Source organism: Kroppenstedtia sanguinis (assembly GCF_050433445.1).
Taxonomy (GTDB): Bacteria; Bacillota; Bacilli; order Thermoactinomycetales; family DSM-45169; genus Kroppenstedtia; species Kroppenstedtia sanguinis.
Window position 1 is genome coordinate 26,554 of record NZ_JBNPXF010000006.1, and the last position, 23,933, is coordinate 50,486.

General features: G+C 48.8%; 23 protein-coding genes. 8 read left to right on the forward strand and 15 right to left on the reverse strand.

Features of this window, described 5'->3' with window-relative positions; all coding sequences use genetic code 11:
- The first annotated feature begins 82 nt into the window (after nt 1-82).
- Nucleotides 83-1,261, forward strand: coding sequence for a pyridoxal phosphate-dependent aminotransferase (locus JOD24_RS05185; RefSeq protein WP_380163134.1), 1,179 nt, complete (start codon nt 83-85; stop codon nt 1,259-1,261).
- Between the two features lie 336 nt (nt 1,262-1,597).
- Entirely contained in the window at nt 1,598-2,212 is a 615-nt protein-coding gene (gene wrbA, locus JOD24_RS05190) for an NAD(P)H:quinone oxidoreductase (RefSeq protein ID WP_380163135.1), read from the forward strand.
- A 42-nt stretch (nt 2,213-2,254) separates the two neighbouring features.
- Here wrbA and JOD24_RS05195 read toward each other — a convergent pair whose 3' ends face one another.
- Nucleotides 2,255-3,133: a polysaccharide deacetylase family protein gene (locus JOD24_RS05195; RefSeq protein WP_380163136.1), complete on the reverse strand. Its 879-nt coding sequence runs from the start codon at nt 3,131-3,133 to the stop codon at nt 2,255-2,257.
- A 199-nt stretch (nt 3,134-3,332) separates the two neighbouring features.
- Between JOD24_RS05195 and JOD24_RS05200 the strand changes: the two genes are divergently transcribed.
- Entirely contained in the window at nt 3,333-4,571 is a 1,239-nt protein-coding gene (locus JOD24_RS05200) for a dicarboxylate/amino acid:cation symporter (protein WP_429246454.1), read from the forward strand.
- Between the two features lie 60 nt (nt 4,572-4,631).
- On the opposite strand, the gene lexA is transcribed toward JOD24_RS05200, so the two are convergent.
- Nucleotides 4,632-5,255: a transcriptional repressor LexA gene (lexA, locus tag JOD24_RS05205; RefSeq protein WP_380163138.1), complete on the reverse strand. Its 624-nt coding sequence runs from the start codon at nt 5,253-5,255 to the stop codon at nt 4,632-4,634.
- A gap of 178 nt (nt 5,256-5,433) precedes the next feature.
- Here lexA and JOD24_RS05210 point away from each other — a divergent pair, with 178 nt between their 5' ends.
- Entirely contained in the window at nt 5,434-5,730 is a 297-nt protein-coding gene (locus JOD24_RS05210) for a LysM peptidoglycan-binding domain-containing protein (RefSeq protein ID WP_429246455.1), read from the forward strand.
- A 21-nt stretch (nt 5,731-5,751) separates the two neighbouring features.
- On the opposite strand, the gene JOD24_RS05215 is transcribed toward JOD24_RS05210, so the two are convergent.
- The 7 genes from JOD24_RS05215 to JOD24_RS05245 form a co-directional block, all read right to left on the reverse strand.
- Nucleotides 5,752-6,213, reverse strand: coding sequence for a hypothetical protein (locus JOD24_RS05215; protein ID WP_380163140.1), 462 nt, complete (start codon nt 6,211-6,213; stop codon nt 5,752-5,754).
- Nucleotides 6,214-6,320: 107 nt separating this feature from the next.
- Nucleotides 6,321-7,727, reverse strand: a complete 1,407-nt coding sequence (gene hemY / locus JOD24_RS05220) for a protoporphyrinogen oxidase (protein ID WP_380163141.1) — start codon at nt 7,725-7,727, stop codon at nt 6,321-6,323.
- Nucleotides 7,724-8,674 carry a ferrochelatase gene (gene hemH / locus JOD24_RS05225; protein WP_429246456.1) on the reverse strand — a complete coding sequence of 317 codons (951 nt, stop codon included), beginning with the start codon at nt 8,672-8,674 and terminating at the stop codon, nt 7,724-7,726. Before hemH ends, hemY begins: the two co-directional genes overlap by 4 nt.
- Nucleotides 8,675-8,684: 10 nt before the next feature.
- Nucleotides 8,685-9,725, reverse strand: coding sequence for a uroporphyrinogen decarboxylase (gene hemE / locus JOD24_RS05230; protein WP_380163143.1), 1,041 nt, complete (start codon nt 9,723-9,725; stop codon nt 8,685-8,687).
- A 163-nt stretch (nt 9,726-9,888) separates the two neighbouring features.
- Complete coding sequence (locus JOD24_RS05235; RefSeq protein WP_380163144.1) at nt 9,889-10,161, reverse strand: acylphosphatase; 273 nt, start codon at nt 10,159-10,161, stop codon at nt 9,889-9,891.
- Nucleotides 10,162-10,193: 32 nt separating this feature from the next.
- Nucleotides 10,194-11,186 carry a tyrosine-type recombinase/integrase gene (locus tag JOD24_RS05240; RefSeq protein ID WP_488168468.1) on the reverse strand — a complete coding sequence of 331 codons (993 nt, stop codon included), beginning with the start codon at nt 11,184-11,186 and terminating at the stop codon, nt 10,194-10,196.
- A gap of 560 nt (nt 11,187-11,746) precedes the next feature.
- The gene (locus JOD24_RS05245; RefSeq protein ID WP_380163146.1) at nt 11,747-11,881 is read right to left on the reverse strand and encodes a hypothetical protein; all 135 of its coding nucleotides are present in this window, start codon (nt 11,879-11,881) and stop codon (nt 11,747-11,749) included.
- A gap of 334 nt (nt 11,882-12,215) precedes the next feature.
- On the opposite strand from JOD24_RS05245, the gene JOD24_RS05250 reads away from it, so the two are divergent.
- From JOD24_RS05250 to JOD24_RS05260, 3 genes are all read left to right on the forward strand, one after another.
- Nucleotides 12,216-13,847 (forward strand): FAD-dependent monooxygenase, encoded by a 1,632-nt coding sequence (locus tag JOD24_RS05250; RefSeq protein ID WP_429246457.1) that lies wholly within the window; start codon nt 12,216-12,218, stop codon nt 13,845-13,847.
- Nucleotides 13,848-13,956: 109 nt separating this feature from the next.
- Nucleotides 13,957-14,337: a VOC family protein gene (locus JOD24_RS05255; protein WP_380163148.1), complete on the forward strand. Its 381-nt coding sequence runs from the start codon at nt 13,957-13,959 to the stop codon at nt 14,335-14,337.
- A 465-nt stretch (nt 14,338-14,802) separates the two neighbouring features.
- Nucleotides 14,803-15,762, forward strand: a complete 960-nt coding sequence (locus tag JOD24_RS05260) for a site-specific integrase (protein ID WP_380163149.1) — start codon at nt 14,803-14,805, stop codon at nt 15,760-15,762.
- 210 nt (nt 15,763-15,972) lie between these two features.
- Here the strand turns inward: JOD24_RS05260 and gntK are convergent, their stop codons facing one another.
- From gntK to gnd, 3 genes are read right to left on the reverse strand one after another with little or no spacing between them, the layout of a single operon-like run.
- Complete coding sequence (gntK, locus tag JOD24_RS05265; RefSeq protein ID WP_380163150.1) at nt 15,973-17,508, reverse strand: gluconokinase; 1,536 nt, start codon at nt 17,506-17,508, stop codon at nt 15,973-15,975.
- 19 nt (nt 17,509-17,527) lie between these two features.
- Nucleotides 17,528-18,871, reverse strand: a complete 1,344-nt coding sequence (locus JOD24_RS05270) for a GntT/GntP/DsdX family permease (RefSeq protein WP_429246458.1) — start codon at nt 18,869-18,871, stop codon at nt 17,528-17,530.
- Between the two features lie 24 nt (nt 18,872-18,895).
- Nucleotides 18,896-19,798 (reverse strand): phosphogluconate dehydrogenase (NAD(+)-dependent, decarboxylating), encoded by a 903-nt coding sequence (gene gnd, locus JOD24_RS05275; protein ID WP_380163152.1) that lies wholly within the window; start codon nt 19,796-19,798, stop codon nt 18,896-18,898.
- 143 nt (nt 19,799-19,941) lie between these two features.
- On the opposite strand from gnd, the gene JOD24_RS05280 reads away from it, so the two are divergent.
- Nucleotides 19,942-20,796: a MurR/RpiR family transcriptional regulator gene (locus tag JOD24_RS05280; protein WP_380163153.1), complete on the forward strand. Its 855-nt coding sequence runs from the start codon at nt 19,942-19,944 to the stop codon at nt 20,794-20,796.
- A gap of 43 nt (nt 20,797-20,839) precedes the next feature.
- Here JOD24_RS05280 and JOD24_RS05285 read toward each other — a convergent pair whose 3' ends face one another.
- The 3 genes from JOD24_RS05285 to JOD24_RS05295 all read right to left on the reverse strand — a co-directional run bounded on the left by JOD24_RS05285 (nt 20,840) and on the right by JOD24_RS05295 (nt 23,768).
- Nucleotides 20,840-22,186 (reverse strand): CDP-glycerol glycerophosphotransferase family protein, encoded by a 1,347-nt coding sequence (locus JOD24_RS05285; protein WP_380163154.1) that lies wholly within the window; start codon nt 22,184-22,186, stop codon nt 20,840-20,842.
- Between the two features lie 137 nt (nt 22,187-22,323).
- Nucleotides 22,324-23,079, reverse strand: a complete 756-nt coding sequence (locus JOD24_RS05290) for an SDR family oxidoreductase (RefSeq protein ID WP_380163155.1) — start codon at nt 23,077-23,079, stop codon at nt 22,324-22,326.
- Between the two features lie 2 nt (nt 23,080-23,081).
- The gene (locus JOD24_RS05295) at nt 23,082-23,768 is read right to left on the reverse strand and encodes an IspD/TarI family cytidylyltransferase (protein ID WP_380163156.1); all 687 of its coding nucleotides are present in this window, start codon (nt 23,766-23,768) and stop codon (nt 23,082-23,084) included.
- Nucleotides 23,769-23,933 lie beyond the last annotated feature (165 nt).

Sequence of the window (23,933 nt, forward strand, 5' to 3'; positions counted from 1 at the left end):
GATGGACTTCCATGTAAACAATACGATGAAGGCTGTGTTAAAATAAGAATGGACCGGGAGAAGGAGAGGAGTAACGACCAGGATGAAACTATCCCATCGAGTTCAACAGTTAACACCCTCAAAAACGATCGAAATCACAAGTATGGCCAATGAATTGAAAAAGCAGGGGCACGATGTGATCGTGCTGGGAGCCGGGGAGCCGGATTTCAATACGCCTGAGCATATCCTGGATGCTGCTGCAGATGCGATGAAGCAAGGATTGACCAAATATACCCCTGCCGGCGGGGTGGTGGAATTAAAGGATGCCATCCGGGCCAAATTCCAACAGGATCAGGGTCTAGAATACAAGCGGGAGGAGATCGTGGTGACTGTCGGGGCGAAACACGCCCTGTATAATCTGTTTCAGGTCATTCTCGATCCTGGTGATGAAGTGATTATTCCTTCCCCTTATTGGGTCAGCTACATTGAGCAAGTGAAGCTGGCCGGCGGAACTCCAGTGATTATCGAAGGCAAAGAGGAGAGAGGGTTTAAGGTGACACCGGAACAATTAGAGGCTGCTGTTACGGAACACACCGTCGCCTTTTTGATCAACAGCCCCTCTAATCCCACCGGTGCAATCTATACTCGACAAGAGCTTCAAGCGTTGGGTGACCTCTGTGTAGAGCATGAGCTGACGGTGATTTCTGATGAAATCTATGAACACCTGATCTACGGAGATGAAAAACACGTTAGCATCGCCACCCTGAGCCCTGAACTAAAAGCCCGGACGGTGGTGATTAACGGAGTGTCCAAAACCTACTCCATGACCGGTTGGCGAATCGGTTATGCGGCAGGGAGCACGCAAATCATCCAGGCGATGTCTGGATTGTCCAGTCACAGTACCTCCAATCCAACGTCAGTGGCCCAATATGCTGCCCTGGAGGCCTTGACCGGAACCCAAGAGCCGGTGCAGAAAATGTTATCTGCATTCAAGGAGCGACGGGATTATGTAGTGGACCGTTTGCAAAGAATCCCCGGTATACACTGTGATGTCCCTCAAGGTGCCTTTTATGTGTTCGCCAACGTGGAAGAAGCGACGCAAAGCGGTGGCTACGAAGATACTGATGCATGGGGAAAGGCTCTTCTGGAGCAGGAAAAAGTGGCGTTGATTCCGGGAGCAGCCTTCGGTTCCCCCTCTCATGTGCGTCTTTCTTATGCCACTTCTCTGGAGCAACTGCAACAAGCGATGGACCGGATCGAAAACTTTGTGATCCACTCTTAAATGCATTCACCCCTTGTCTAGTGAGACAGGGGGGTATATTTTTCTATAGTTACTTGACAAAAGTAAGCCAATTTAATTATTATAGTTAGGTAGGGAAGTGCTATTGAATCTAGGTTTCAAGAATGGGCAATCTTAATAAGGAGGTGAAGTGGTTGCAGTGAACGTGATTACCACGCCCTACATTCACTGCGCTAGCCTGGATTTTTGTACTTAATCCTGGGGTTGAGGTGGGTGAAAAACCCTCCAGCAATGATACATGGGCTATCCGGGTACACCTTGACCTTCATCGATATGTAAAACAACCGGAGCAACCAAATAGGAAAAGGGGAATCTCACATGGCGAACGTGAAATTGGCGATTATTTATTACAGCTCTACTGGAACCAACTATCAGCTGGCCCAATGGGCAGAAGAAGGTGCTAAGCAGGTCGGCGCTGAAGTGAAAATAGTCAAGGTTCCTGAATTGGCACCGATGGCTGCCATTGAAGGCAACCCTGCATGGAAAGCTCACTATGAAGCAACACAAGATGTGCCAGAGGCCACCTTGGGAGACTTGGAGTGGGCGGATGCGATCCTGTTCAGTATCCCGACTCGATTTGGAAACCTTCCTTCTCAGATGAAGCAATTTATTGATACGGCCGGAGGTCTTTGGGCCCAAGGAAAACTGGCCAACAAGGCGGTCAGTGCCATGGTCTCAGCTGGCAACGCCAACGGTGGACAGGAACAGACGGTCTTGTCCCTGTATACCACCATGTATCATTGGGGAGCGATCGTAGTAGCGCCAGGGTACACAGATGATTCGGCTTACAAGGGCGGCGGCAATCCCTATGGAACCAGTGTCACGGTGGATTCAGAAGGAAACATAGTGGAAGATGCCAAAGATGCGGTGATACATCAGGCCAAACGGACGGTCACAGTTGCCGGTTGGATCAAACAAGGACTGCAAGAGTAAATCAAAAACCCGGAAACGCGTTGCGGCGTTTCCGGGTTTTCTTCATCTGAGGCTGTAATCCCCCAGTTTGACAAACTGATAGCCCTGTTTGCGCAAGATGGGGATGGCTTCTTGCACCCCTGCAGAAGTTCCGCTTCCGGGGCGGTTCATATGGAGAAGGGCGATTGAGCCGGGACGGGAATGAAGGAGTGCCTGTTTCACTTGATGGGAATTATAAGTGCCCCCGGCGTCACCCAAGATATCAAAATTGACCGCTTGGATTCCCAACTCGGCAGCTGCCTTTACCGCTATGTCATCATAGTAGGCGGTGCCGGAACGGAAAAATTTCGGCGGCTTGCCGGTCATCACGCTGATTTTGCGATGGTTCACCAGAATCTCATCCAGTACTTCCTCTAGATTGGCTGTTCCCCGGATACCATAAACCGAACGGCCGTCGACGGATAGCGGACGATGCTCGGTGCCGTGATTGGCGATTTCAAACAAAGGGTGGGCCGCCAGTTTGCGGAATAGAGAAGGGTGAGCATCGATCCAGCGCCCGTTGATAAAGAGCGTGGCGGGAATCTCTTCCCGTTCCAGATAGCGGATCAGCTCTTGGTCTACTCCGTTTCCCTGGATGCCGCCGCAAGCATCAAAGGTGAGGGCGATCACCTTCTCCTCGGTGTCTAACCTCTGTTTCACACCAGGGGTTTTCTCGCCCCAGTGTTTCGGATGTTGGTGTTGGTAGGTGGAAAGCACCTGCCGAATTTCTTCTTTGGACAAGGGATCCCTGGATAGCTCCTCACTTTTTGGCTTATCCAGGGATGGACTCTCTTTAGTTTCGGTTTTGGAATCCTCTGGCGTCTGTGCTTGTGGCAGAGTGCAGGCACAGACGCTTATGACCAGGACGGTCCAAACGAGTCCAGCCCGGATCCATAGTTTCATCTTTTTCACCCCATCTAAATGACGATTGGACATGGATATCATACCGGCTCAAATCCAAGCGGGCAAGCAGGGAACCCGGGGGTGATTTACAACCAGTGGACTTCTCCTGTATATTAAATCTAAACAAGTATAGGACATCAATACCGAGGGATGCCTAGAGACTGCATCCCTCGGTAGATTACGTAAATGAGGGAGATCGATGAAGCGATTAAAAGCCTACCGCTTTCCATTGCTATTGTTGGCTTCCGTGGTCGCAGGCAGTGTGGCGGGATGGTTTTTGGGGCCGAAATCCGTGGTGTTGAAACCCTTGGGAGATATTTTTCTCAATCTGTTGTTCACGGTAGTGGTGCCGCTGGTGTTTGTTACGATCAGCAGTTCCATTGCCAACATGGGAACATTGAAACGATTGGGACGGATTATGGGTACTTTATTGTTGGTTTTTGTCTTGACCGGAATTATCGCGTCCGTGGTGATGCTATTTAGTGTTCAATGGTTCAATCCAGGGGAAGGTGTATCGGTATCCCTGGGGAAAGAAGAGAGTCCTGAAAACTCCTTGACTTTATCGGAGCAGATCGTCCAGGCACTGACTGCTCCAGATTTCAAAGATCTTTTGTCCAAGGAAAATATGCTCGCCTTGATTCTGTTTGCGATACTATTTGGTACGGCGGTCAGTATGTCGGGAGAGAACGGAAAAACCGTCGCTCGGGGACTGGCAGCCTTGTCTGAAGTTCTGGTCAAGTTGGTTGGGGTGATTATGTGGTTTGCCCCGGTGGGGTTGGGATCTTACTTCGCTTCTCTAGTAGGGGAATTTGGCCCCAGTCTGGTGGGTTCCTATTTAAAGGCAGTCGCGGTCTATTATCCTGTAGCTGTTCTTTATTTCTTAGTTTTTTTCAGCTTGTATGCTTGGGTGGCAGCTGGAAAAATTGGTTTCCGGAAATTTTGGTCTAACATTTTTCCCTCCGCAGTCACCTCATTGGCCACCGGTAGTAGCGTGGCATCGATCCCAATCAACTTGGAAGTGTCACGAAAAATCGGAGTTCCCCCGGATATCCGGGAGATGGTGATTCCGATGGGAGCCACCCTCCATATGGATGGCTCTTGCTTGAGCGCCATTCTGAAGATCTCATTTTTGTTCGGATTGTTCCAGATGCCTTTCCATGATATCCAGGATTATTTGACAGCGATCCTGGTAGCCATCTTTTCCGGAATGGTGATGTCGGGAGTTCCCGGTGGGGGATTCACAGGTGAACTCCTCATTGTCAGTCTGTATGGATTTCCCCCGGAAGCCCTTCCCGTCTTGGCTGTCCTGGGGACCTTAGTGGATCCGGTGGCGACGATGGTCAACAGCGCGGGAGATACTGTCGCCGGGATGCTAGTCGCGCGATTTGTGGAGGGGAAAGAGTGGATCCAGAAAAAATGGGAGAACGTTCTTGTGTGAAGTAACAAAAAAGACTCGGCCTACAGGCCGAGTCTTTTTTGTACCCTTAGATGAGTCTTTTCATTCCAGCTCCCGGAACACCCCGATCACTTTGCCGAGGATGGTCACCTCCGGTAGCCGGATCGGTTCCATGGTATCGTTCTCAGGTTGTAGTCGGATGTTGTCTTTCTCTTTGTAGAAACGCTTCACGGTTGCTTCGTTCTCGGGGGTCATAGCTACAATCATGTCTCCGTTGTTCGCCGTTTTTTGTTGACGGACTACGACATAATCCCCGTCCATCACTCCGGCGTTGATCATACTATCTCCACGAACAGACAGGATAAATGCCGAATGATCCGGACCGACCATCCGACGGGGAACGGGAAAATACTCTTCCACATTTTCCACGGCAGTGATCGGCTCCCCAGCGGTCACTTTTCCAACGAAAGGGACCATCATCGTCTGGGAGGAAAGATCGGGAATCAGATCATTTGGATCCAGTACTTCGATGGCCCGGGGTTTAGTGGGGTCCCGTCGAATCAGCCCTTTTTTTTCCAGTCGATTGAGGTGTCCGTGGACGGTGGAGCTGGAGGCTAGTCCAACCGCTTCCCCAATTTCGCGGACGGAGGGGGGGTATCCCTTTTCTCGCACTTCCTGTTTTATGTAATCTAAGATGGCCTGTTGGCGTGACGACAATTGACTCAAATGGCTCATCCCCTTTCCTTGGCTCCCGGTTTCGCTGATGAGTTATTTTCTACAAGTATACATGATGTTTGGCAAAAGAACAAACATCAGTTCGAATCGTGCCAGAACATACATTTCCATCATAAATGGACCCGGATCCACATAGCTTGTACCATCATCCTCCGGAGGGAGAGATCTCATGTTCAGGACCCGACGAATCGTTCTTGTGGTTGAAACTCTTGCCCTCGTAGTCGTCATCGGCTGTTGGTTTCAAGGGATGGGAAATGCGGAAGGGCAGACTCCATATCGCGTGATCCAAGTCCAATCCGGGGATACTTTGTGGGGGCTGGCGAGAAAACACGGGGATCCGAGACGGGATGTGCGAGAGACCATCACAGTGATTCGGGATGTGAATGGATTGAAGGAAAGCGATCTCCTACCCGGTCAGAAACTGAAGGTTCCGATGAGCGTCAAAGAAGAGGCCCCTAACGACTGAAGGGCCTCTTCTTGGGCAAGGCTAACGGTATCGGATATAGGTGATCTCTTTTTTTAAATCTCCCAATCCTTCTATAGCATGAAGGACAATAACGGGTACGATATCATCTTTGGTGGAGTCGGAGAGGGCCAGCTTCACCAGCTTGATATCATGATAGATAAAGGAAAAATCGATTCGATGGACGACGTCTTCTGAATGAATGGATTCTTCCACCCGGCGTAGATCATGACTCAGCTTATTCAATTTGCCGATCAAGCGTTGTTTCATCTCCCGACTCAGTTTGTAGTTAGAGTAGTTCTCCACGGTGATCTTGTATGTGTCCGAAATCTCGTCCAGGATCTTCATCCCTTTTTCTTCTTCAAAGCGATCGATGTAGTTTTGTGTCCGCATCTGCTGGTATCCCGAGTGGACTACCAGCGTGGCGACGATGACGAACAGATAGATCAGTCCTGTGCGTAAAATTGACCTCCACTTTTCGTTCACTGGGTCCCCTCCCGCTTCCACTGCTTTGTCCCTATGTATATGGACAGGGGGAGAAGGTTAGCACAACAATCGGATTATAAAACAAGCCCCTTTAAGGGGCTTGTCATTTAGCGATATCCGAGATAATGGAGAGTGTCCTGAATCGACTGCTTACCTTGATCGATGCAATCGGGGATCCCAATCCCACTATAAGAGGCTCCCACGGGGAAAAATCCGGGCAACTGCTGACGACAAGTCTCCTCCATACGTTTCAACCAGTCGGCATGACCCACCGTATATTGGGGCATCGCTTCCCGCCAGCGGGTGATATGAGTGAATGTCGGATCCGCTTCGATTCCTTGGATCTTTTGCAAATCCGTGCGAACCCGATCCAGGATGTATTGATCTGTTTCTTCCACAATCGAATCATTTCCAAAACGTCCAACATAACAACGGATGAGTGCTTTACCTTCTGGTGTGGTGTGGGGCCACTTTTTGTGGGTCCAGGTGCATGCGGTGATGGTGGTATCCTCCTTGCGCGGGATAACAAAGCCTGTCCCATCAACATCTTCGGGCAATGCTTCGCGGTCATATCCCAGGATCACCGTAGCCACTGAAGTGGAGGTGACCGGATGGGGATGTTCCGGAAGTTCTCCTGTCGTCGGGAGAAGATGCTTCATCACCGGAAAAGGAACGGCCATGATCACAGCATCAGCCTGGATCACCCGCCCGGAGCGAAGAACCAACAGATATCGGTCGCCTTCCTTGATGATCCGTTGCACCGGGTTTCCTGTGATCACCGTTTCTTCAGGGAGTTGGTCTTGGATTGCTTCCACCAGACTTTCCAATCCCCGTTTTAAGGTAAGAAATTGCCCCTGGGGTTTTCGGTTCTCAGTTTTGCGCCGGGACCGATTCTTCATGGTGGCTAGGATCAGACTGCGATGTTCCTGTTCCATTTGCGCGAAATTGGGAAAGGTAGCCTTCAAACTTAATTGATCGAGATCTCCGGCGTAGATCCCGGACAATAGAGGTTCGATGAGATGATCCACCAATTCATCTCCGAAGCGTCGACGAAAGAAGGCACCGACAGAGACATCCTCTTTCCCTTTTTTCTTGGGCAGTACCAAGTCCTGTGCAGCGCGAAATTTTCCGGAGACGGAAAAGAGTTCAGATCTTACAAAAGGAGTGAGCCGGGTGGGGATTCCCATAACGGCCCCCTCCGGCATCGGTAGCAACTGGCCTTGATGAAGTATAAAGGATTGGCCGGTTCGGTTACGGACCAGTTCTTCTTTCAGACCGAGATCGATGGCCAGTTGTTTGGCGGAAGATTTTCGTTCCAGAAAGGAATCCGGTCCCATCTCCATGGTAAATCCGTTGTTTCGTTCGGTTTTCACCTTCCCGCCCAGACGTTCTTCCCCCTCAATTAATGCGAGATCGATGGGGAGGGAGTGTTTTTCAGCTTCTCTTTGCAGATAAAAGGTTGCGGACAGCCCGGTGATACCACCGCCAACTACAGCAATTCGCGATCGTTTCATAAGCAACCCCTTCGAATTTCGTTCCACCTCTGAGTGACAATATCAGCCAGGCACTGGATAAACTCCGGCTTGGCATTGGGCATCGGCGGTCGATGGTAGTCTGCTCCGATTTCATCGCAGACGACTTTGCACTCATAGTCATTATCATAAAGGACTTCTAGATGTTCTGCCACAAATCCGAGGGGACAATAGATAAAAGAGGTGTATCCCTTTTCCTGGTGGAGATCCCGAGTAAGATCCTGGACATCCGGCCCTAGCCAAGGTTCTGGCGTGTTTCCTTCGCTTTGCCAACCGATAGCATAGTTGGAAATCCCGGCTCCTTCAGTGACTAGCCGGGCGGTCTCTTCCAGCTGTTGCGGGTAGGGGTCGCCGGCTTGCAATATTTTTTCGGGCAGGGAATGAGCGGAAAAAATCACAACGGTTTGGTCATGTTTTTCTTCCGGGATGCCAGCATAGGTGTCTTGAATTTGTTTTACCCAGTAGTCGATGAATAAAGGATGATCGTACCAGCTGTCCACAGTGTGGATCTTAGGGCCCTTCAGTTGATCCGCTTGCTCCTGCGCTCTGCTATTGTAAGACTTGATGCTGAAGGTGGAGTAATGGGGAGCGAGTACCAGGCTGATGGCCTCTTGGATACCGTCATCTTTCATTTTTTGCACTGTATCTTCAATAAAGGGATCGATATGTTTTAGACCCAGGTAGCTGCGGAATTCCACATCGTCATGAATCTCGTTCAGCCGTTTCTCTACAGCTGCCACTTGTTGATCGGTGATTTGGGCCAAGGGGGAGATCCCGCCGATCGCTTGATACCGATTTTTCAAATCCTCAAGGAGTTCCGGGGTGGGTTTTCTGCCGTGTCGTATGTGTGTGTAATAAGGTTCAATCTCATCTGTGTTATGGGGCGTACCATAGGCCATCATCAGGAGTCCGATTGTCGGTTTCGACATGGACGACACCTCATTTCTGTGTATATTCATGGGTGAATTGGGTTAAGCGTTGTAAGGTTTCCACGGGGACCTCAGGATAGGTTCCGTGACCGAGATTGAATATGTGTCCGGGAGTTTCCATGCCCTCATCCAGAATTTCCCGAGCTTTTTTTTCGATTAGCTCCCAAGGAGCCAACAAAAGGGAGGGATCCAGATTTCCCTGGAGAGTCTTTTCTATTCCTAGTTGCCGTGCTTGCCGGATGGATGTTCGCCAGTCCAGGCCGATCACATCCACAGGGAGTTCATTCCATTCCTGCAACAGATGCCCAGCTCCGACCCCAAAATAGATGAAGGGAACGTCGGTGGTCGCTTTCAAGCGGGAAAAAATCCGATGCATCACCGGAGCTACATAGGTGTGGTAATCAGCGATGTTCAAGGCTCCCACCCAGGAATCAAAGATTTGGACTGCGTGAGCGCCAGCGGATATTTGAGCTTCCAGGTAAGTCACAGTAAGGTCTTCCAGTTTCTCCATCAGGATTGCCCAAGTTTCAGGCTGGGAGTACATCAATCCCTTGGTTTGATGATAATTTTTGGACGGACCTCCTTCGATCAGGTAGCTGGCGAGAGTGAAAGGGGCTCCAGCAAATCCAATCAAAGGGACATCTAATTGCTCGGAGGTTAACATATGGATGGATTCCAGCACGAAGGGAACATCCCGTTGGGGATTCAGGCTTCGGATCTGATTCGCATCGGCAGAATTTCTCACGGGATTGGAGATGACCGGTCCCACTCCGGACTTGATCTGTACATCTGCTCCGACGGGCTTTAAGGGAGTCATGATATCGGCAAAGAGGATGGCAGCATCCACTCCCAGCTGTTCCACGGGGAGGCGAGTAACTTCGGCACATACTTCCGGTTTTTCGTTCATCTCAAAGAAGGAGTACCGTTTTCGAATTTCCCGGTACTCCGGTTGGTATCTCCCGGCTTGGCGCATATACCAGACGGGGGTGTAAGGAACAGATTCTCCGCGACAGGCTTTGAGGAACGTATCATTAAATGATTTTCTTATCATAAGACCACACCTTCCCCTATTAATAACTATTATAAACTACCTTCAGTAATACCATAACGTTTCCCTACGATACTATACAGATCCAAAGGCAAAGTGTCATGAAATCTCCCCGGTTTCACCCGGAGGGGAGGAAACAGAAAAACCGGCGGGGACTCGCGCCGGTTTAATCATACCGTATTTCAAAGGTATGGAAGTGAGTCGGATTCCTCTGTTCCCTTTGGATTCGACTCACTTTGGAGGCGGGACTTCCTTTTTGGACTGCTTTCAAAAATGGTTCCAACATTTCGGCAGGCCCTTGGGCATCGATCTCCACGGTTGCATCAGACCGGTTTTTCACCCAGCCCAGAATACCGTGCTCCTGTGCAACTTTCTGGGTGTAATAGCGAAATCCGACCCCTTGGACCCGTCCATGAACAATGAGATGCATTCGTTTCAATGGGATATCATCCTTTCCGAAATCTCCCTCATTCATACCCATTCACCCAACCGATCGAGGGCATCATCCTTCTCCGAGTCGATCACATGGGTGTAGATCTGGGTGGTTTGGATGCTGGAGTGACCCAAGATCTCCTGCACCACCCTCAGATTCTCTCCGTTGGAAAGGAGTAGCGTAGCCAAGGTGTGGCGCAATTTATGAGGGGAGATGTTGGCAGCTTTTGGCGGAAGGTTAGCCTCCCGGACGTATTTTTGCAATGCTTCCGAAACCCCTTTACGGCTCATGCGGGTGCGATTTTTATTGAGGAAGAGGGCTTGTTGATGCTCAGGGGGAATCCCCACTTCGGGCCGCAATTCCATATACCTGCGGAGTCCCGTATAAGCCGCCGGGTTCAGTTTCAGCATTCGTTCCTTGCCGCCCTTGCCCAGTACGATCACCCGGGCGGAGGTGGCATCGGATTGGATATTGTTCAGATTGAGACTGACGAGTTCGGAGACTCGCATTCCAGTGTTGAGTAGGATCAGGATCATGGCCCGATCTCGGGCTTCATACCAGAGGAAACGACGTCTTTTTTTGTTTTGGTGGTATGATCCGATGGCTTCGATCAGCCGTAGAGCTTCTTCCCGGGTGAGGAACACCGGGACTTTCTTTCGGTTGCGGGCTTTTAAAGTGGCATCCTCATACTCTTGCATCGGGTCCTTATCTAGGACGTCATTTTTCACCAGGTAACGAAACAAAGACCGTAAAGAAGAACGCTTTCTTTCTTTTCCCGCTCGGGTATTTTCTCGGAAGTGTTTTCTTGGCACTAGATTTTCCGTGATTTCCCCGGTGGAAGGATCTCGCTTTTTGACGGGCACCCACACGGTGCGTTCATAACCGTTTTCGATGTGACGAAAAAAACGGCGCAATATCCGTGGTGTGACAGATTCCAGATTCACTTCTTTTTCCTTCAGAAAGTCAAAGAAGAGGGAAAAATCATAGGCGTAATTGGCAATGGTCTGTCGGGAGCGCTCGGCGCTGATCATCTCCAGAAAAAACTCCTGTACATCATCGGGAAACTGGATGATGATCCGATTGATATTCTCCGGCAGTCGCCGAGAGAAGGGATGGGAGGACAGCTGATTTCACCCCTTTATTAGTTACATCAGTTAAAGGTATATCACATGATTTGCTGGTATGACAACCGATCAGATCCGAGAATCCCCCTAACTTCCGATAATAGTAGCTTACCGGAAGTTAGGGAAGTAGGTGATTTAGAGCCAAGAGGGAGGAAGCATCGCTCCTGAAAACGCCCCTTTTGCTGGTCGAGAGGGAATTTGGAGATCGCGTGAGAAAAAGTCTCGTTTTAAGTGAGGGGATAGGATCATCGATCGAAGAAGCATATTTTGTTTTTTCCTCGATGGGATCGATCCATCTCTTAAAATCGGGTATCAGGAAAATGGTAGCCTTTTGATTCCTGAATATGGTTGTTTTTTTCTCTGTGATGGGAATTTATAGGCTTTCAATTTCGCGTTTTAAGGGGTGTTTATTTTGACTTAAGGGTAATTGTAAGCCCTCGGATTTTCAATCCGAGGGCTTACTAGATTTACTGATTCGTCTTTTCCAGTATGTTTTTTATGTCTCTGATTTCATTTTCCATCGATTCCATCCGATCGACTAATGGATGAAGTGCTTTTTCTAACATTGCCTGAAGTCGCTCCTGTTTTTCGGTCTGATCCATTTTTGTCCCTCCTTTAGATCCATCTTTAGCTTAAATAATCAAAGGAAGACTTTCTGTGATTTTGATCACACTTTTGATTCATCGGAGAGATATGGAATTGTCATGGGGATGTGAAGATAACTTGTGTTTTTTGCGGCTCCGAAAGGAAATATATAGGACTTCTATTTTGCGTTTTGCAGTAATCACGAAGAGTCCGTTTGTAGGAAAGTTCCTCGCAATGTAATTCAAAGATAAAAATTTGTTTTATTGAATTTGACAAATTACGATATATCGCTTACTATCTGTATTGCGATATATCGTTACCGCGGCAAAAAATGTACAGGAGGTTTATGAAATGATTAAAAAAAACGATATGATGCAACAGTCCACGGAAACAAACGAAACCTATACGACATCCGTACTTGTGGTTGGAGGGAGTTTGGTCGGCTTATCGATGGCAATGTTCTTAGCTTCGAAAGGTGTATCGACTGTGGTCGTCGAGCGACACTCGGGAAGTTCATCTCATCCGCGTGCTACAGGCTTCACGCCACGGACGCTGGAGCTCTTTCGTTCGGTCGGTATCGATATCGACAAGAAAATTGCCCAGGTTCCCGCGAACTTTCGATTGCGCCGGGTGCGAGTCGAAAGCATTACCGGGGAATGGTTCGAAGAATCCGAATGGACACCTGAGAAGCAAAAGCTGCCCCGTATCGAGTATTCTCCATACAGAGGTGCCGCTATCGCGCAGGATAATCTGGAGCCTATTCTTCGTGATAAGGCAGTAGAACTTGGCGCCGATGTAATGTTTAATAATGAACTAATCAATTTCGAACAGAACGCTAACTGTATAACAGCCTCAATTCGCAACCGCGACGATGGAAGTGAGTATACGATCCGGGCGGACTACCTTGTCGCAGCAGACGGATCGCACAGTCCTGTTCGCGAGAAGGTAGGAATCGGTCGTGATGGACGCGGCTACATGAGAACGGTGCGTAGTGTTTTGTTCCGCGCCCCACTTGAAGAGTACCTTGAGGAGGGAGTCAAACAGTTCGAAATTGACCAGCCGGAATTGAGTGCATTTCTCACCACCTATGATGATGGTCGCTGGGTTCTGATGTTTACCGACGATAAGGAACGCGATCGAGACGAACTCCTTAATGAGATCCAGAAAGCAATCGGCCGCTCGGATCTCGATATCGAAATCATCACAACAGGGCGTTGGGAGCAAACCGCGCTCATTGCGGACAGCTTCTCCTCAGGTAGAGTCTTCCTCGTTGGCGACGCGGCGCATACCCTACCACCCACCCGAGGTGGCTACGGGGCGAACACTGGCATCGAGGATGCCCATAATCTAGCATGGAAACTGTCCTCGGTCCTTTTGGGTGAATCGAAAACGCAACTGCTTGATACTTATGATTCCGAAAGGCGCCCGGTAGCATGGCTTCGGCACAACCAGACCTTCGCTCGGCCTGATTATAAGTCCTATGCGTCCAAAGCGGAAGACAACGTGCAAATCATCGACGACGATGCAATAGAGTTTGGGCAACTGTACAGATCCACAGCGGTGATCGGCACTAACACCGAAATGCCTCTTGCTTTGCGTACCGAACAGTGGCGGGGCCAGCCTGGGACACGGGCTCCACACTTTTGGGTAATCAAGGATAGTGAGCAGCTATCCACACTCGACCTGTTCGGACACGGCTGGGTGTTGCTAACAGAAGATGGTCGTTGGTCTGCCGTCGCAATAGATGCCAGCGAAAAGACAGGAGTTCAGGTAGAGTGCTTTCGCATCGGCATTGATGTGGTGCCGTCCAATTCAGAAATGTTCCATCAAGCGTTTGGTTTGAGGTCTACCGGTGCCTCCCTGATTCGACCCGATGGATACGTAGCCTGGCGTACCGTTGATATGCCAGATGACCCAAGTGATGAGCTGACCCATGTCCTGGGGTACGTGTCATCGCTCGCACTCCGAACAAAAAGTAAATGATAGGGCACTCTTGACAGTTTGCGATATATCGTTTATTATTTAATAACGATATATCGCAAACCAAAAAACACCGATGGACAAGCTTGAAATCATGAAAGGAGACTTAAAATTGACAATTACTCTTAACCACACCGTAGTATTTGCGAAAGATAATGAAAAAGCTGCACGCGAATTTGGCGAGAATATGGGTCTTAACCTTGCGGGTTATGAAGGGATTGACAATAAGTTCGCAGCGGTTCGCGTCAATGAGGATCTCTCTGTATTTTTTATGACAATCAAGGAAGATACCCCACAGCAGCATTTGGCTTTCAGTGTTGATGGATCTACTTTTGACCAAATTCTTGACCGACTTCGTGAAAGGAATGTCACTTTTGGGAACAGCCCGCGTAAACCGGACAATCAACGCACGGATCACCCATTTGCTGCTCGTGGATTGTTCTGGACCAATTTGGATGGTTGCCTTGTTGAAGTCATGACCGATGAGTCGTAATCAATTCCGTAGTTCTTTCAGAAAAAAAGGCGCTTCAAAATAGAGAAGCGCCTTTTTCTTGATTAAGTGTTGGTTTGAGATTAGGTCTCTTTGACGAATCCGCATTTATAAAACACTTTGCGCATAGTGTAGTTATCCTGATCTGCTCTTGGATCGGGATTTGAGTAGTAATACCTGAATTCAGATGTAGAAAGCAGATCAAATCCTCCGCTTCATTTCGGAATTCGGAAAAGTCAAGATCGGCCTATCTATCCTCCTTATTTTTTTATTTTAATTCAATTTATTAGGATCTCAAATCTTCGTTTTAAGAGGGGGTTATTTGGCGTCGAAGGTAAATATCCCTGATATATTTTCAATTTTGATTGGTTAGTGATCACCTAAATTCACTATGCCGTAAGGAAAGAAGAACGTTGGTTCGAAGGGAAGGTTGTGATTAAATATGAGTAGGGAGTGGGAGGTGAGAGAATGGAAATCACTAGAGTCAATCATGAAGTTTCTGTAGAAGTTCAGGAAATATTACAGAAAGCCAAGGATTATACCCGACAGTCTAAAGCGGTCAACACGACACGGAGTTATCGGGCGGACTGGGTAGACTTCACCGACTGGTGTCAAAAGCGATCTTTATCTGCTTTACCCGCAGAACCGCAGACCGTCGCTTTGTATCTGACGGACTTGGCAGACTCCAGAAGAACTTCTACGCTGCAGCGACGTCTGGCTGCCATCAGTCAGGCTCACCAAGCGGCGGGTTATGATTCTCCGACGACGGGTTATGTGGTGCGAACCGTCTGGGCGGGGATCCGCAGAGCCAAAGGGACCTATCAGGAAGGGAAGGATCCGATCCTGGTAGAGGATCTCAGACTGATGGTTAGCCAACTCCCGGATACCCTGACAGGCAAGAGGGATCGAGCGTTACTGTTGGTTGGATTTGCCGGCGGCTTTCGGCGTTCGGAGTTGGTATCCATCAACCGTGAAGACCTGCAAACGGTCCCCAGGGGATGGGTCATCCACCTGCGTCGCTCCAAAACCGACCAAGAGGGAAGAGGGGAGAAGGTAGGGATTCCCAGGGGGTCCCGTCCGGAAACTTGTCCGATTCGGGCTTTGGAAGCCTGGCTGTCTGCATCCGGGATCACCGAGGGTCCAATTTTTCGACCGATTAACCGACATGGTCAAGTGCGGCCCCGGCGGCTGAGTGACCGATCGGTGGCGCTGATTGTAAAGAAAAACGTAGAAGCGATCGGCTTGGATCCAAACCGATTTTCCGGCCACAGCTTGCGTTCCGGGATTGCCACTTCAGCTGCGATGGCTGGAAAAGATGAACGGGCTATCATGAAACAGACCCGACACAAATCGACGAGCATGGTCCGCCGCTATATCCGTGACGGAGAATTGTTTAACGAAAACGCCGCTTCGGATATCGGGTTGTGAAGCGAAGATGTCTATGATTTGAACTTATTGCAGATCGTTTGTTTTGGATCTGACAGTTTCCTTGGAATAAATATTACAGGGGCCACCTATAAACGGTGGCCCCTGTTCTTGACTGAAATCCTTCCGATGGTTCGGAGCGGAGATGTTGATACTCGCTAGGTGTCGGCTGGTATTGATTCACTTCTCAGAAAATCCAAAAAGAGACTGGATTCAACCCGTGTCTGTAAGAGATCGTTGCAATGCCGAAATGGATGAATACTCTTCTTCTAACAGCCTGGAGACCCTGATAAAGATCGGCATGATTTGCTCATAGACTGCCACCGCTTGGGGGTTCGGCTGATGAGCGTGAACTTCACCCACCATATCCTTCACTGCAGAAAGAGAATCGATTTGTCCGGATCCGTATAATCCGAGGACGGCCGCTCCCAAACATGAGCTTTCAAAGCTCTTTGGAATGACAACTTCTTTATTAAACACATCTGCCAACATCTGCCTCCACAGCTCGGAACGAGCGAAGCCGCCTGTGGCCAGGATCTTTGTCGGTTCCCCGGTCAATTCAGTCAAAGCGAGTAGAACACTGTACAGGTTCATCGTGATTCCTTCCAAGACCGCACGGATCATATGCCCTTTTTTATGGTGCATGGCTAGCCCGAAAAAAGAACCCCGTGCATGTGCATTCCACAGGGGAGCGCGTTCCCCTGACATATAGGGATGGAAGATCAAACCTTCTGATCCCGGGGATACCTTGGATGCCATCTCCGTCAACAGATCATAAGGATCCTTTCCTATCTCTTTGGCCATTTGCGCTTCCATGGGTGCCAATTCGTCCCGCGCCCAGCGGAATATCATGCCGCCGTTATTCACCGGCCCCCCGATGACCCAGTGGTGATCGGTTAACGCATAACAAAAAATTCTCCCTTTGGGATCGGTGACCGGCTGATCGGTGACTGTCCGAATGGCACCGCTGGTGCCGATCGTCACAGCTGCGACTCCAGGGTCGATGGCGTTCACCCCCAGATTGGAAAGAACACCATCACCGGCTCCGATCACAAAAGATGTATTCGAGGGAAGTCCTAGTTTCTCGGCATACTTAGGCGTCAGACCTTTAAATGTGGCTGTGGTTGCAACCGGTTGGGAAAGTTGTTCCTTGGTCACACCTGCGAGCCGGAGCGCCCCCTCATCCCAATCCAATTTTTCTAAATGGAACAAACCCGTGGCTGAAGCGATGGAATAATCGATGACATATTCCCCGAATAAACGGTGGAATACATACTCTTTGATAGAGATAAACTTTGCCGCCTTGCTGAACAAAGCCGGGTGTTCATTTTTCAGCCATACCAGTTTGGCGAGAGGGGACATGGGGTGAATAGGGGTACCTGTTCGCAGATAAATCTCATGTCCTTGCCATTCCTCTTTTATTCGGTCTGCCCAGTGAGCGCTTCGTTGATCCGCCCAAGTGATCGAAGGCGTCAGCGGCTTTCCCTCCACATCCACCAGGATCAAGCTATGCATCGCGGAACTGAAAGAGACAAAATCAACTTTAGGGATTCCGCTTTCGGCCAAACAACTTCGGATTGCACAAATCACAGCCCCGAAAATTTCATCGGGATCTTGTTCAGCTACGACTGGCGTTGGGGTGTGGAGCGGATAATCAACGGCCATCCGATTGACCACATCCCCTTTTTTTGAGAAGAGGACGGCTTTTGTACTGGTGGTGCCTATGTCGACACCCATCATATAGTTCATTTGAGAAATCCCTCTGTTTTTAAGTGATGATCAAACTGAGCAGAAAGACGACAGCAAACCCAACAAACCCGACAATCGTCTCCATCATTGTCCAGGACTTCAGCGTATCTTTCACATCGAGGCCGAAATACCGGTTGACCAGCCAGAATCCCGAATCATTGACATGGGAGAAGACAGTGGATCCCGCCGCGATCGCGATCACGATCAGTCCAAGCACCGGACCTTCCAACCCCAATGTGTCAATGAGAGGGGAGAGCAAGCCTGCAGCCGTAACCATGGCTACAGTGGCTGAACCTTGGGAGACCCGGACGACTGTGGCAATCAAGAAGGCCAATAAAACTGGTGGAAGATTGGAGCCAGCCATCATCTCCCCCAATACATCTCCTACACCAGAATCCATCAACACTTGTTTGAAAACCCCGCCCGCACCTGTGACCAAAATAATAATGCCTGCGGGTTCCAAGGACTTCGTTGCAATCTCCTGTACTTCCTGTCGAGTGTATCCTCGACGGATACCCAGAAAAATAAACGCCAGTAATGTAGCGATGGTCAACGCGACGAAGGGGTGCCCCAAAAAAGTAAAAAACGATTTCAAGATGCTTGAATCAGGGAGAATCACACCGGAGACTGTATTCAAAAGAATCAAAATGAGCGGGATAAGGATTAAAGTCGCGATTAAGCCGAAACTTGGCAAAGCGCGGTTGTATTTCTTTTCTTCCACGTTCATGTATTCGGGAACAGCTGCGTCGATCTTCTTCGCAATGTACTTCCCAAACAAAGGGCCTCCTAAAATCATAGCCGGGATGCCGGCAATCGTCCCGAACAGGATCACCCACCCCAATTCAGCATCGATTAATTTTGCGACGGCAATGGGTCCGGGTGTAGGGGGGATAAAACTGTGTGTTACCGCCAGTCCGGCCAACAATGGAATTCCATAATAGAGGAGCGATTTACCGGTCTTTTTGGCCAAGCCGTAAATGATCGGTACCAAAATGATGAAACCGACGTCAAAGAATACGGGGATGGCCACGATAAAACCGGTAATCCCTAAGGCCCATTGTGCTCGGTCCTCGCCAAATTTTTGGATCATCGTTTGTGCCAGCCGTTCTGCGCCCCCGGATACTTCAAGCATCCTCCCGAACATGGCACCCAAACCGACCACCACAGCGATAAAGCCCAGTGTACCGCCCATACCACTTTCGATCGACTCCAATACTTTCCCGAAAGGCATTCCCGCCGCAATCCCGACCAGCAGGCTGACGAGGAGCAATGAGACAAAGGCGTGTAATTTAGTGCGGATCACCAGAAACAACAATACAAAAATGCTTGCCATCGCAATGATAATCAAGGTGGATCCGGACATTTTCATCTCTCCAGTCATGGATTCTCACGAATCTGATTTTTCCACTTCGTGTCCTCCGAATTCGTTGCGTAAGGCAGCCACCACTTTACCGGAAAAAGTGTCCGGCTCAAGGGAGCGATACCGCATCATCAAAGACATCGCAATCACGGGAGCTGCCGCTTCCAGATCCAACGCTGTTTCCACCGTCCATTTTCCTTCTCCCGAGGAATGCATGACTCCCTTGATTCCGCTTAATGTTCGGTCCTTGGAGAAAGCTGACTCCGTCAATTCCATCAGCCAAGAACGAATCACAGACCCATGGTTCCAGAGGGAAGCGACTCGTTCATAGTCATATTCATAGGGGCTTTTCTCCAAAAGATCGAACCCTTCCGCAATCGCTTGCATCATTCCGTACTCAATCCCGTTATGAATCATTTTGAGGAAATGGCCGCTTCCAGACTCCCCCGTGTACAAGTAACCGTTTTCAAGGGATACATCTTCGAAGATCTGTTCAACTTTTGAAAAGGCTTGGGCGTCTCCGCCGATCATCGCACAAACTCCATGGCGGGCGCCATCCACGCCACCGCTCGTACCGCAATCCAAGTAGGAAATCCCTTTTTCCTCGAAAAGTTGACAGCGGCGTATGGTATCTTTGTAATGCGCGTTCCCGCCATCGATGACAATATCTCCCGGATCTAACAAGGGGAGCAGGGAATGGAGCACCTTTTCTGTAATTTCTCCGGCGGGAACCATCAACCAGATGATTCGGGGCGAGGGCAAATGGTCTACCAATTCCTGCAACGTCTCCGCTCCGTGTGCCCCTTGAGCGGAAATTTTTTCAACCACATCCTTGTCGACATCGTGTGCGACCAATTGGTAGCTATGTTCGAGCAGATTCAAAGAGAGTTGATAACCCATTTTTCCTAATCCGACTATGCCGACTTTCATGAGAGAACCCCTTTTCGAAATTTTTTCGACTCAACTCCATTATAATGAAAAATAATTCCGTGGCAATGACTTAGATCAGAAAATATTTTTTTATTGTACAATACAGAAGGGAATAGGTGTTAAGGGGAGAGGAGTAGACGAAGATGGATCAAGAGAGAGGTCGGGCTTTAGCCAGTATTCGGGCCCATTATGTTTATCTGAGTGAAACGGAAAAGAAGGTGGCCGATTTTGTTTTGAATTCCCCTCAGGAGTTGATTCACAGCACGATCAACCAATTAGCTGATCGGTTGGGTGTTGCGGAATCTACTATTTTTCGCTTTTGTAAGCGGATCGGTTTTAAGGGCTATCAAGCGATGAAAATTGCCCTTGCCTCGGAAGTCGTCACTCCTATAGAAAACATTCATGAACAAATATCAGAACACGATTCCACAGAGGTCGTGACGGAAAAAGTGTTCTGTTCCAATATGAAGACCCTGGAGGAGACTCTTCGCATGGTGGATCACAAAAACTTGCAAAAAACCATAGATGCCATGCTGACAGCGAGGAAAATCGAATTTTTCGGCAGTGGAGGATCCGGTATAATCGCTTTGGATGCCTATCACAAGTTGATTCGTTCAGGATTGCAAGTGGGCGCAACGACAGATACCCATCTACAACTGATGTCCGCTTCCCAATTGGAGGATCGGGATTGTGCTGTTCTCATCTCTCATTCCGGAACCACGAAAGATATTCTGCAAATTTTGCAGACTGCCAAGGAGGCAGGGGCGACCACGATTGGAATCACCAATTTGGCCAAGTCTCCTCTCAGTCAAGGAGTCGATATTCCATTGTTCACTCTTTCCGAAGAGACGGATTACCGTTCGGAAGCATTGTCCTCCCGGATCGCCCAACTGACATTGTTTGATGCCATATATGTAAATCTGATGATCCAGAGGAAAGAGGAAGGACAGCGGGCATTGCAGAATATGAGAAAAGCGATTTCAAATAAGCGCTTATGAAACAGAAGAAGTCGGCCTCGATTCGAGGCCGACTTCTTCTGTTTCAACTTGCATTTCTCTGTGGTGCGGGGGATTCCCCTTCACGGGGGACGGGTTTCATTTTGAAAATATTACGGATGATGTAATCCACTTGTTTTTCAGTCACAGGCTGCTGATTTTCCTTGGAATAGAAGAGGTCCAAGACCCGTTTTCGTTCCTGCCTATACTGTTCCGGGGCCTTCACGGCATTCTCCAACGCCTGCATGAAAGAAGAGAAGTCTTCTGTCTTGGGACCAGGGGTCACATCCCAGTAGTTATGGTACATCTCATTGGATTTGCTCAAATACTCGTCTAGATCGTAACTGTAGAAAATTACTGGCCGGTCCAGCAACAAATAATCTGTATAGCAACTGGAATAATCGGTCACCAAAATATCGGTGTACTTCAACAGAAGCTGAGGATCGATGGATTCCTGGCTAATATCGATGACATGATTCAGCGAGCGAGAAACCTCACCAGTACTAAACATATGTCGTTTGATCACAAATTTGTATCCGGTCTTTTCGCAAAATGAGTTGATCCGATCCAAATTCATCACGCGGTTGATATTTTTGTCCATCTTGCCAAAGTTTCGGTGGGTGGGCATATAAGTGATAATCTTATGATTCCGGATCCACTCAGGGATGGTTTCATCTGCGTCTGTCTGTTGAAAGAAGACATCATTTCTCGCCTGACCCAGCTCCAGAATGTTTTCCTTCGGAACAAGAAAGGTTTCCGGATAGTAGGAAGAAACTTTTGGGCTGGTGGAGATCATATAGCTCTCACCCGCATTTTGCGTGGTGACTACAAAGCTCTTTAGAAAACGCATAATCGGGTTGGGATCGTGAAGCGCCTTGTAGGTGAATGTGTTCTTGTTTGCACCCCAAACCTTTTTCAGCCCCACGCCATGCCATGTATTGACGGAGACAGCTCCTCCGAGAAAATAGCGATTAAAGTCATCATGGATTGAGTGGGAGTGGATAAAATATTTCGCGCGAAGCTGATAGCGAATTCCTTTCCGCGAATGGCAGGTATAAGCTTCATAACCTAAATCCCGTACCTGTTTTACCGCTTGGGGATTTTTTAAGACCCAGACACAGCGAAGTCGCGGATCTTGTTGAATCTGAAGGAATAGATACTTTGGATTTCCACGAAATCCGTTGCCCCCTTCGGCCCCGAATACCACGAGATGAGAATTTCGGGGGAAAATGCGGGCGACATTATAGATGATGACTCCGATCAGGCGACGGGTGAACAACTTGGATAGCTTGAAAAGCTTGACGAGAATCCCCCGGTAAACTCCGATTAGGATGATGAGTAACAGTACCGTATTCGCTGCCAACAGCTGTTGGGTCAGCGTCAGTTTTTCCACATGATTTCCCTCTTTTCTCGATCAGTAAGATAAATGAAGGGGAACTTTTCAAGACTTTATCGATTCCCCGACTGGATATAGATTGAAAGATGGGCCGCCCGACAACCTGGGTGGCCCTGTCAACCCGTATTTTACCTTCAAGAGGTCGTGACTTCCGCTTCCGTTTCCGCAGGTGTCGCTTTCGGGTTCTGAATTTGTGGTTGCTGACGGATCACGATGTTTTGGCCGTCCAGGCAGACTCCACTTTCAGAGAGTAGATTGTTTACGACGTCAGCCACATGTTCGGGTTGCATGATTTTGGATTGATCTTCATCAGGGGCCAAGGTTCGACGAAGGTCCGTGGCACAGCGTCCAGGGGAGACGCAGTATACCTTGATTCCGTATTCAGCCAATTCATCTGAAAGCGTCTGAGACATGCTGATGACCGCTGCCTTAGAGGAGGCGTAGGCGAGCCACCCTGGACGAGAGCTGGTTCCTGCCGTGGAAGCCACATTAAGAATCTTTCCACCGGTTTTCTTCATCCATTTGACCACTTCCCGAGTGACGATAAAGAGGGAATGGACATTGACGCGATAGGTGGTTTCCCAATTGTCAAAGGTAGTTTCCATCAGAGACTTGGGCTCTGCATATCCAGCGACATTGAGTAGAAAGTCGATGGAACCGAATTCTTTCCCGGCTTTGCCGATGATCTGTTGGATCTCTTCCGAGTGTGTCAGATCCACATCGTAAATTTCAATCTGTTTATGCGGATTCATCAATTTTTTGGTTTCTTCCAGCCCTTGTTTGCTACGAGCCAACAGAAGGAAGTTGTCGATATCCTCCCGCTTGCTTAACTGGACTGCGATGGCACGGCCGATTCCGCGACTGGCTCCAGTGATTACACATGTTTTCATATTTATTCTCCCCCTAGGATGTAATCTTTGTAAATGATTTCACCAATTTTTTGGTCGATCGGCCGAGTGATCTTGATATTATATTCCGTTCCCGGAAGTACTTTGACCTGTTCATGCTGGTAATGGAAAAAAAGACTGACGTCTTCAGTAAATACTTTTCCATCTGCAGCAGCTTGCTCATGGGAGGTCAGCAACTTATCTGTAGCAAACTTCTGCGGTAACTGGATATTGATGAGATGATCGCGATCCAGATTCTTTTCAATGTATTCTTTCCCTTGTAACACAGTGAAGGGGATGTCAAAACCGTAGGTGGCGTGGTCTGATTCGTTCGCAACCAACTGTTCGATCTCTTCTTTCAATACAAAGGGACGTACCGCTTCATGAATGATCACAGAGGGGAGGGTGACCCGTTGCAATGCTTTGTAAGTGGACTCCTGCCGGGTTTGACCGCCCTCGATCAAGCGGATCGGTTTTGTAAATTGATTTCGCTGAATGATTTCTTCCGTCTTTTCTATGAAACCCCGTGGAGAGGGAATGATGATTTCTTCGATCGCTTCGATTTGTTCCACTTTTTCCAATACATGTACAATCATCGGTTTCCCGCCGATTTGTAGAAATTGTTTGGGCGTGCTTACTTTCATTCGTGTGCCGATTCCACCAGATAGTAGAATCATACTGATTCTATTCATTTTAAACCGCTCCATTTCCATTGGGTCCCATTATTTGCGAAGCCCGAGATCGTGGAAACCTGCGAAATCCACAATTACATTCTATAGGGAGATCGCGAAGGAAGCAATAAAAAGGGAATCCTTTTTGGGATAGTTAGGATAAAGGATAGGTGAAAATAGAAAGAA

Excerpts from the sequence above, each read along its gene's own strand:
- JOD24_RS05185 (WP_380163134.1), top strand. The coding sequence starts at position 83 with ATGAAACTATCCCATCGAGTTCAACAGTTAACACCCTCAAAAACGATC.
- wrbA (WP_380163135.1), top strand. The coding sequence starts at position 1,598 with ATGGCGAACGTGAAATTGGCGATTATTTATTACAGCTCTACTGGAACC.
- JOD24_RS05195 (WP_380163136.1), bottom strand. The coding sequence starts at position 3,133 with ATGAAACTATGGATCCGGGCTGGACTCGTTTGGACCGTCCTGGTCATA.
- JOD24_RS05200 (WP_429246454.1), top strand. The coding sequence starts at position 3,333 with ATGAAGCGATTAAAAGCCTACCGCTTTCCATTGCTATTGTTGGCTTCC.
- JOD24_RS05210 (WP_429246455.1), top strand. The coding sequence starts at position 5,434 with ATGTTCAGGACCCGACGAATCGTTCTTGTGGTTGAAACTCTTGCCCTC.
- hemY (WP_380163141.1), bottom strand. The coding sequence starts at position 7,727 with ATGAAACGATCGCGAATTGCTGTAGTTGGCGGTGGTATCACCGGGCTG.
- hemH (WP_429246456.1), bottom strand. The coding sequence starts at position 8,674 with ATGTCGAAACCGACAATCGGACTCCTGATGATGGCCTATGGTACGCCC.
- hemE (WP_380163143.1), bottom strand. The coding sequence starts at position 9,725 with ATGATAAGAAAATCATTTAATGATACGTTCCTCAAAGCCTGTCGCGGA.
- JOD24_RS05240 (WP_488168468.1), bottom strand. The coding sequence starts at position 11,186 with ATGATCAGCGCCGAGCGCTCCCGACAGACCATTGCCAATTACGCCTAT.
- JOD24_RS05245 (WP_380163146.1), bottom strand. The coding sequence starts at position 11,881 with ATGGATCAGACCGAAAAACAGGAGCGACTTCAGGCAATGTTAGAAAAA.
- JOD24_RS05250 (WP_429246457.1), top strand. The coding sequence starts at position 12,216 with ATGATTAAAAAAAACGATATGATGCAACAGTCCACGGAAACAAACGAA.
- JOD24_RS05260 (WP_380163149.1), top strand. The coding sequence starts at position 14,803 with ATGGAAATCACTAGAGTCAATCATGAAGTTTCTGTAGAAGTTCAGGAA.
- gntK (WP_380163150.1), bottom strand. The coding sequence starts at position 17,508 with ATGAACTATATGATGGGTGTCGACATAGGCACCACCAGTACAAAAGCC.
- JOD24_RS05270 (WP_429246458.1), bottom strand. The coding sequence starts at position 18,871 with ATGTCCGGATCCACCTTGATTATCATTGCGATGGCAAGCATTTTTGTA.
- gnd (WP_380163152.1), bottom strand. The coding sequence starts at position 19,798 with ATGAAAGTCGGCATAGTCGGATTAGGAAAAATGGGTTATCAACTCTCT.
- JOD24_RS05280 (WP_380163153.1), top strand. The coding sequence starts at position 19,942 with ATGGATCAAGAGAGAGGTCGGGCTTTAGCCAGTATTCGGGCCCATTAT.
- JOD24_RS05290 (WP_380163155.1), bottom strand. The coding sequence starts at position 23,079 with ATGAAAACATGTGTAATCACTGGAGCCAGTCGCGGAATCGGCCGTGCC.
- JOD24_RS05295 (WP_380163156.1), bottom strand. The coding sequence starts at position 23,768 with ATGAATAGAATCAGTATGATTCTACTATCTGGTGGAATCGGCACACGA.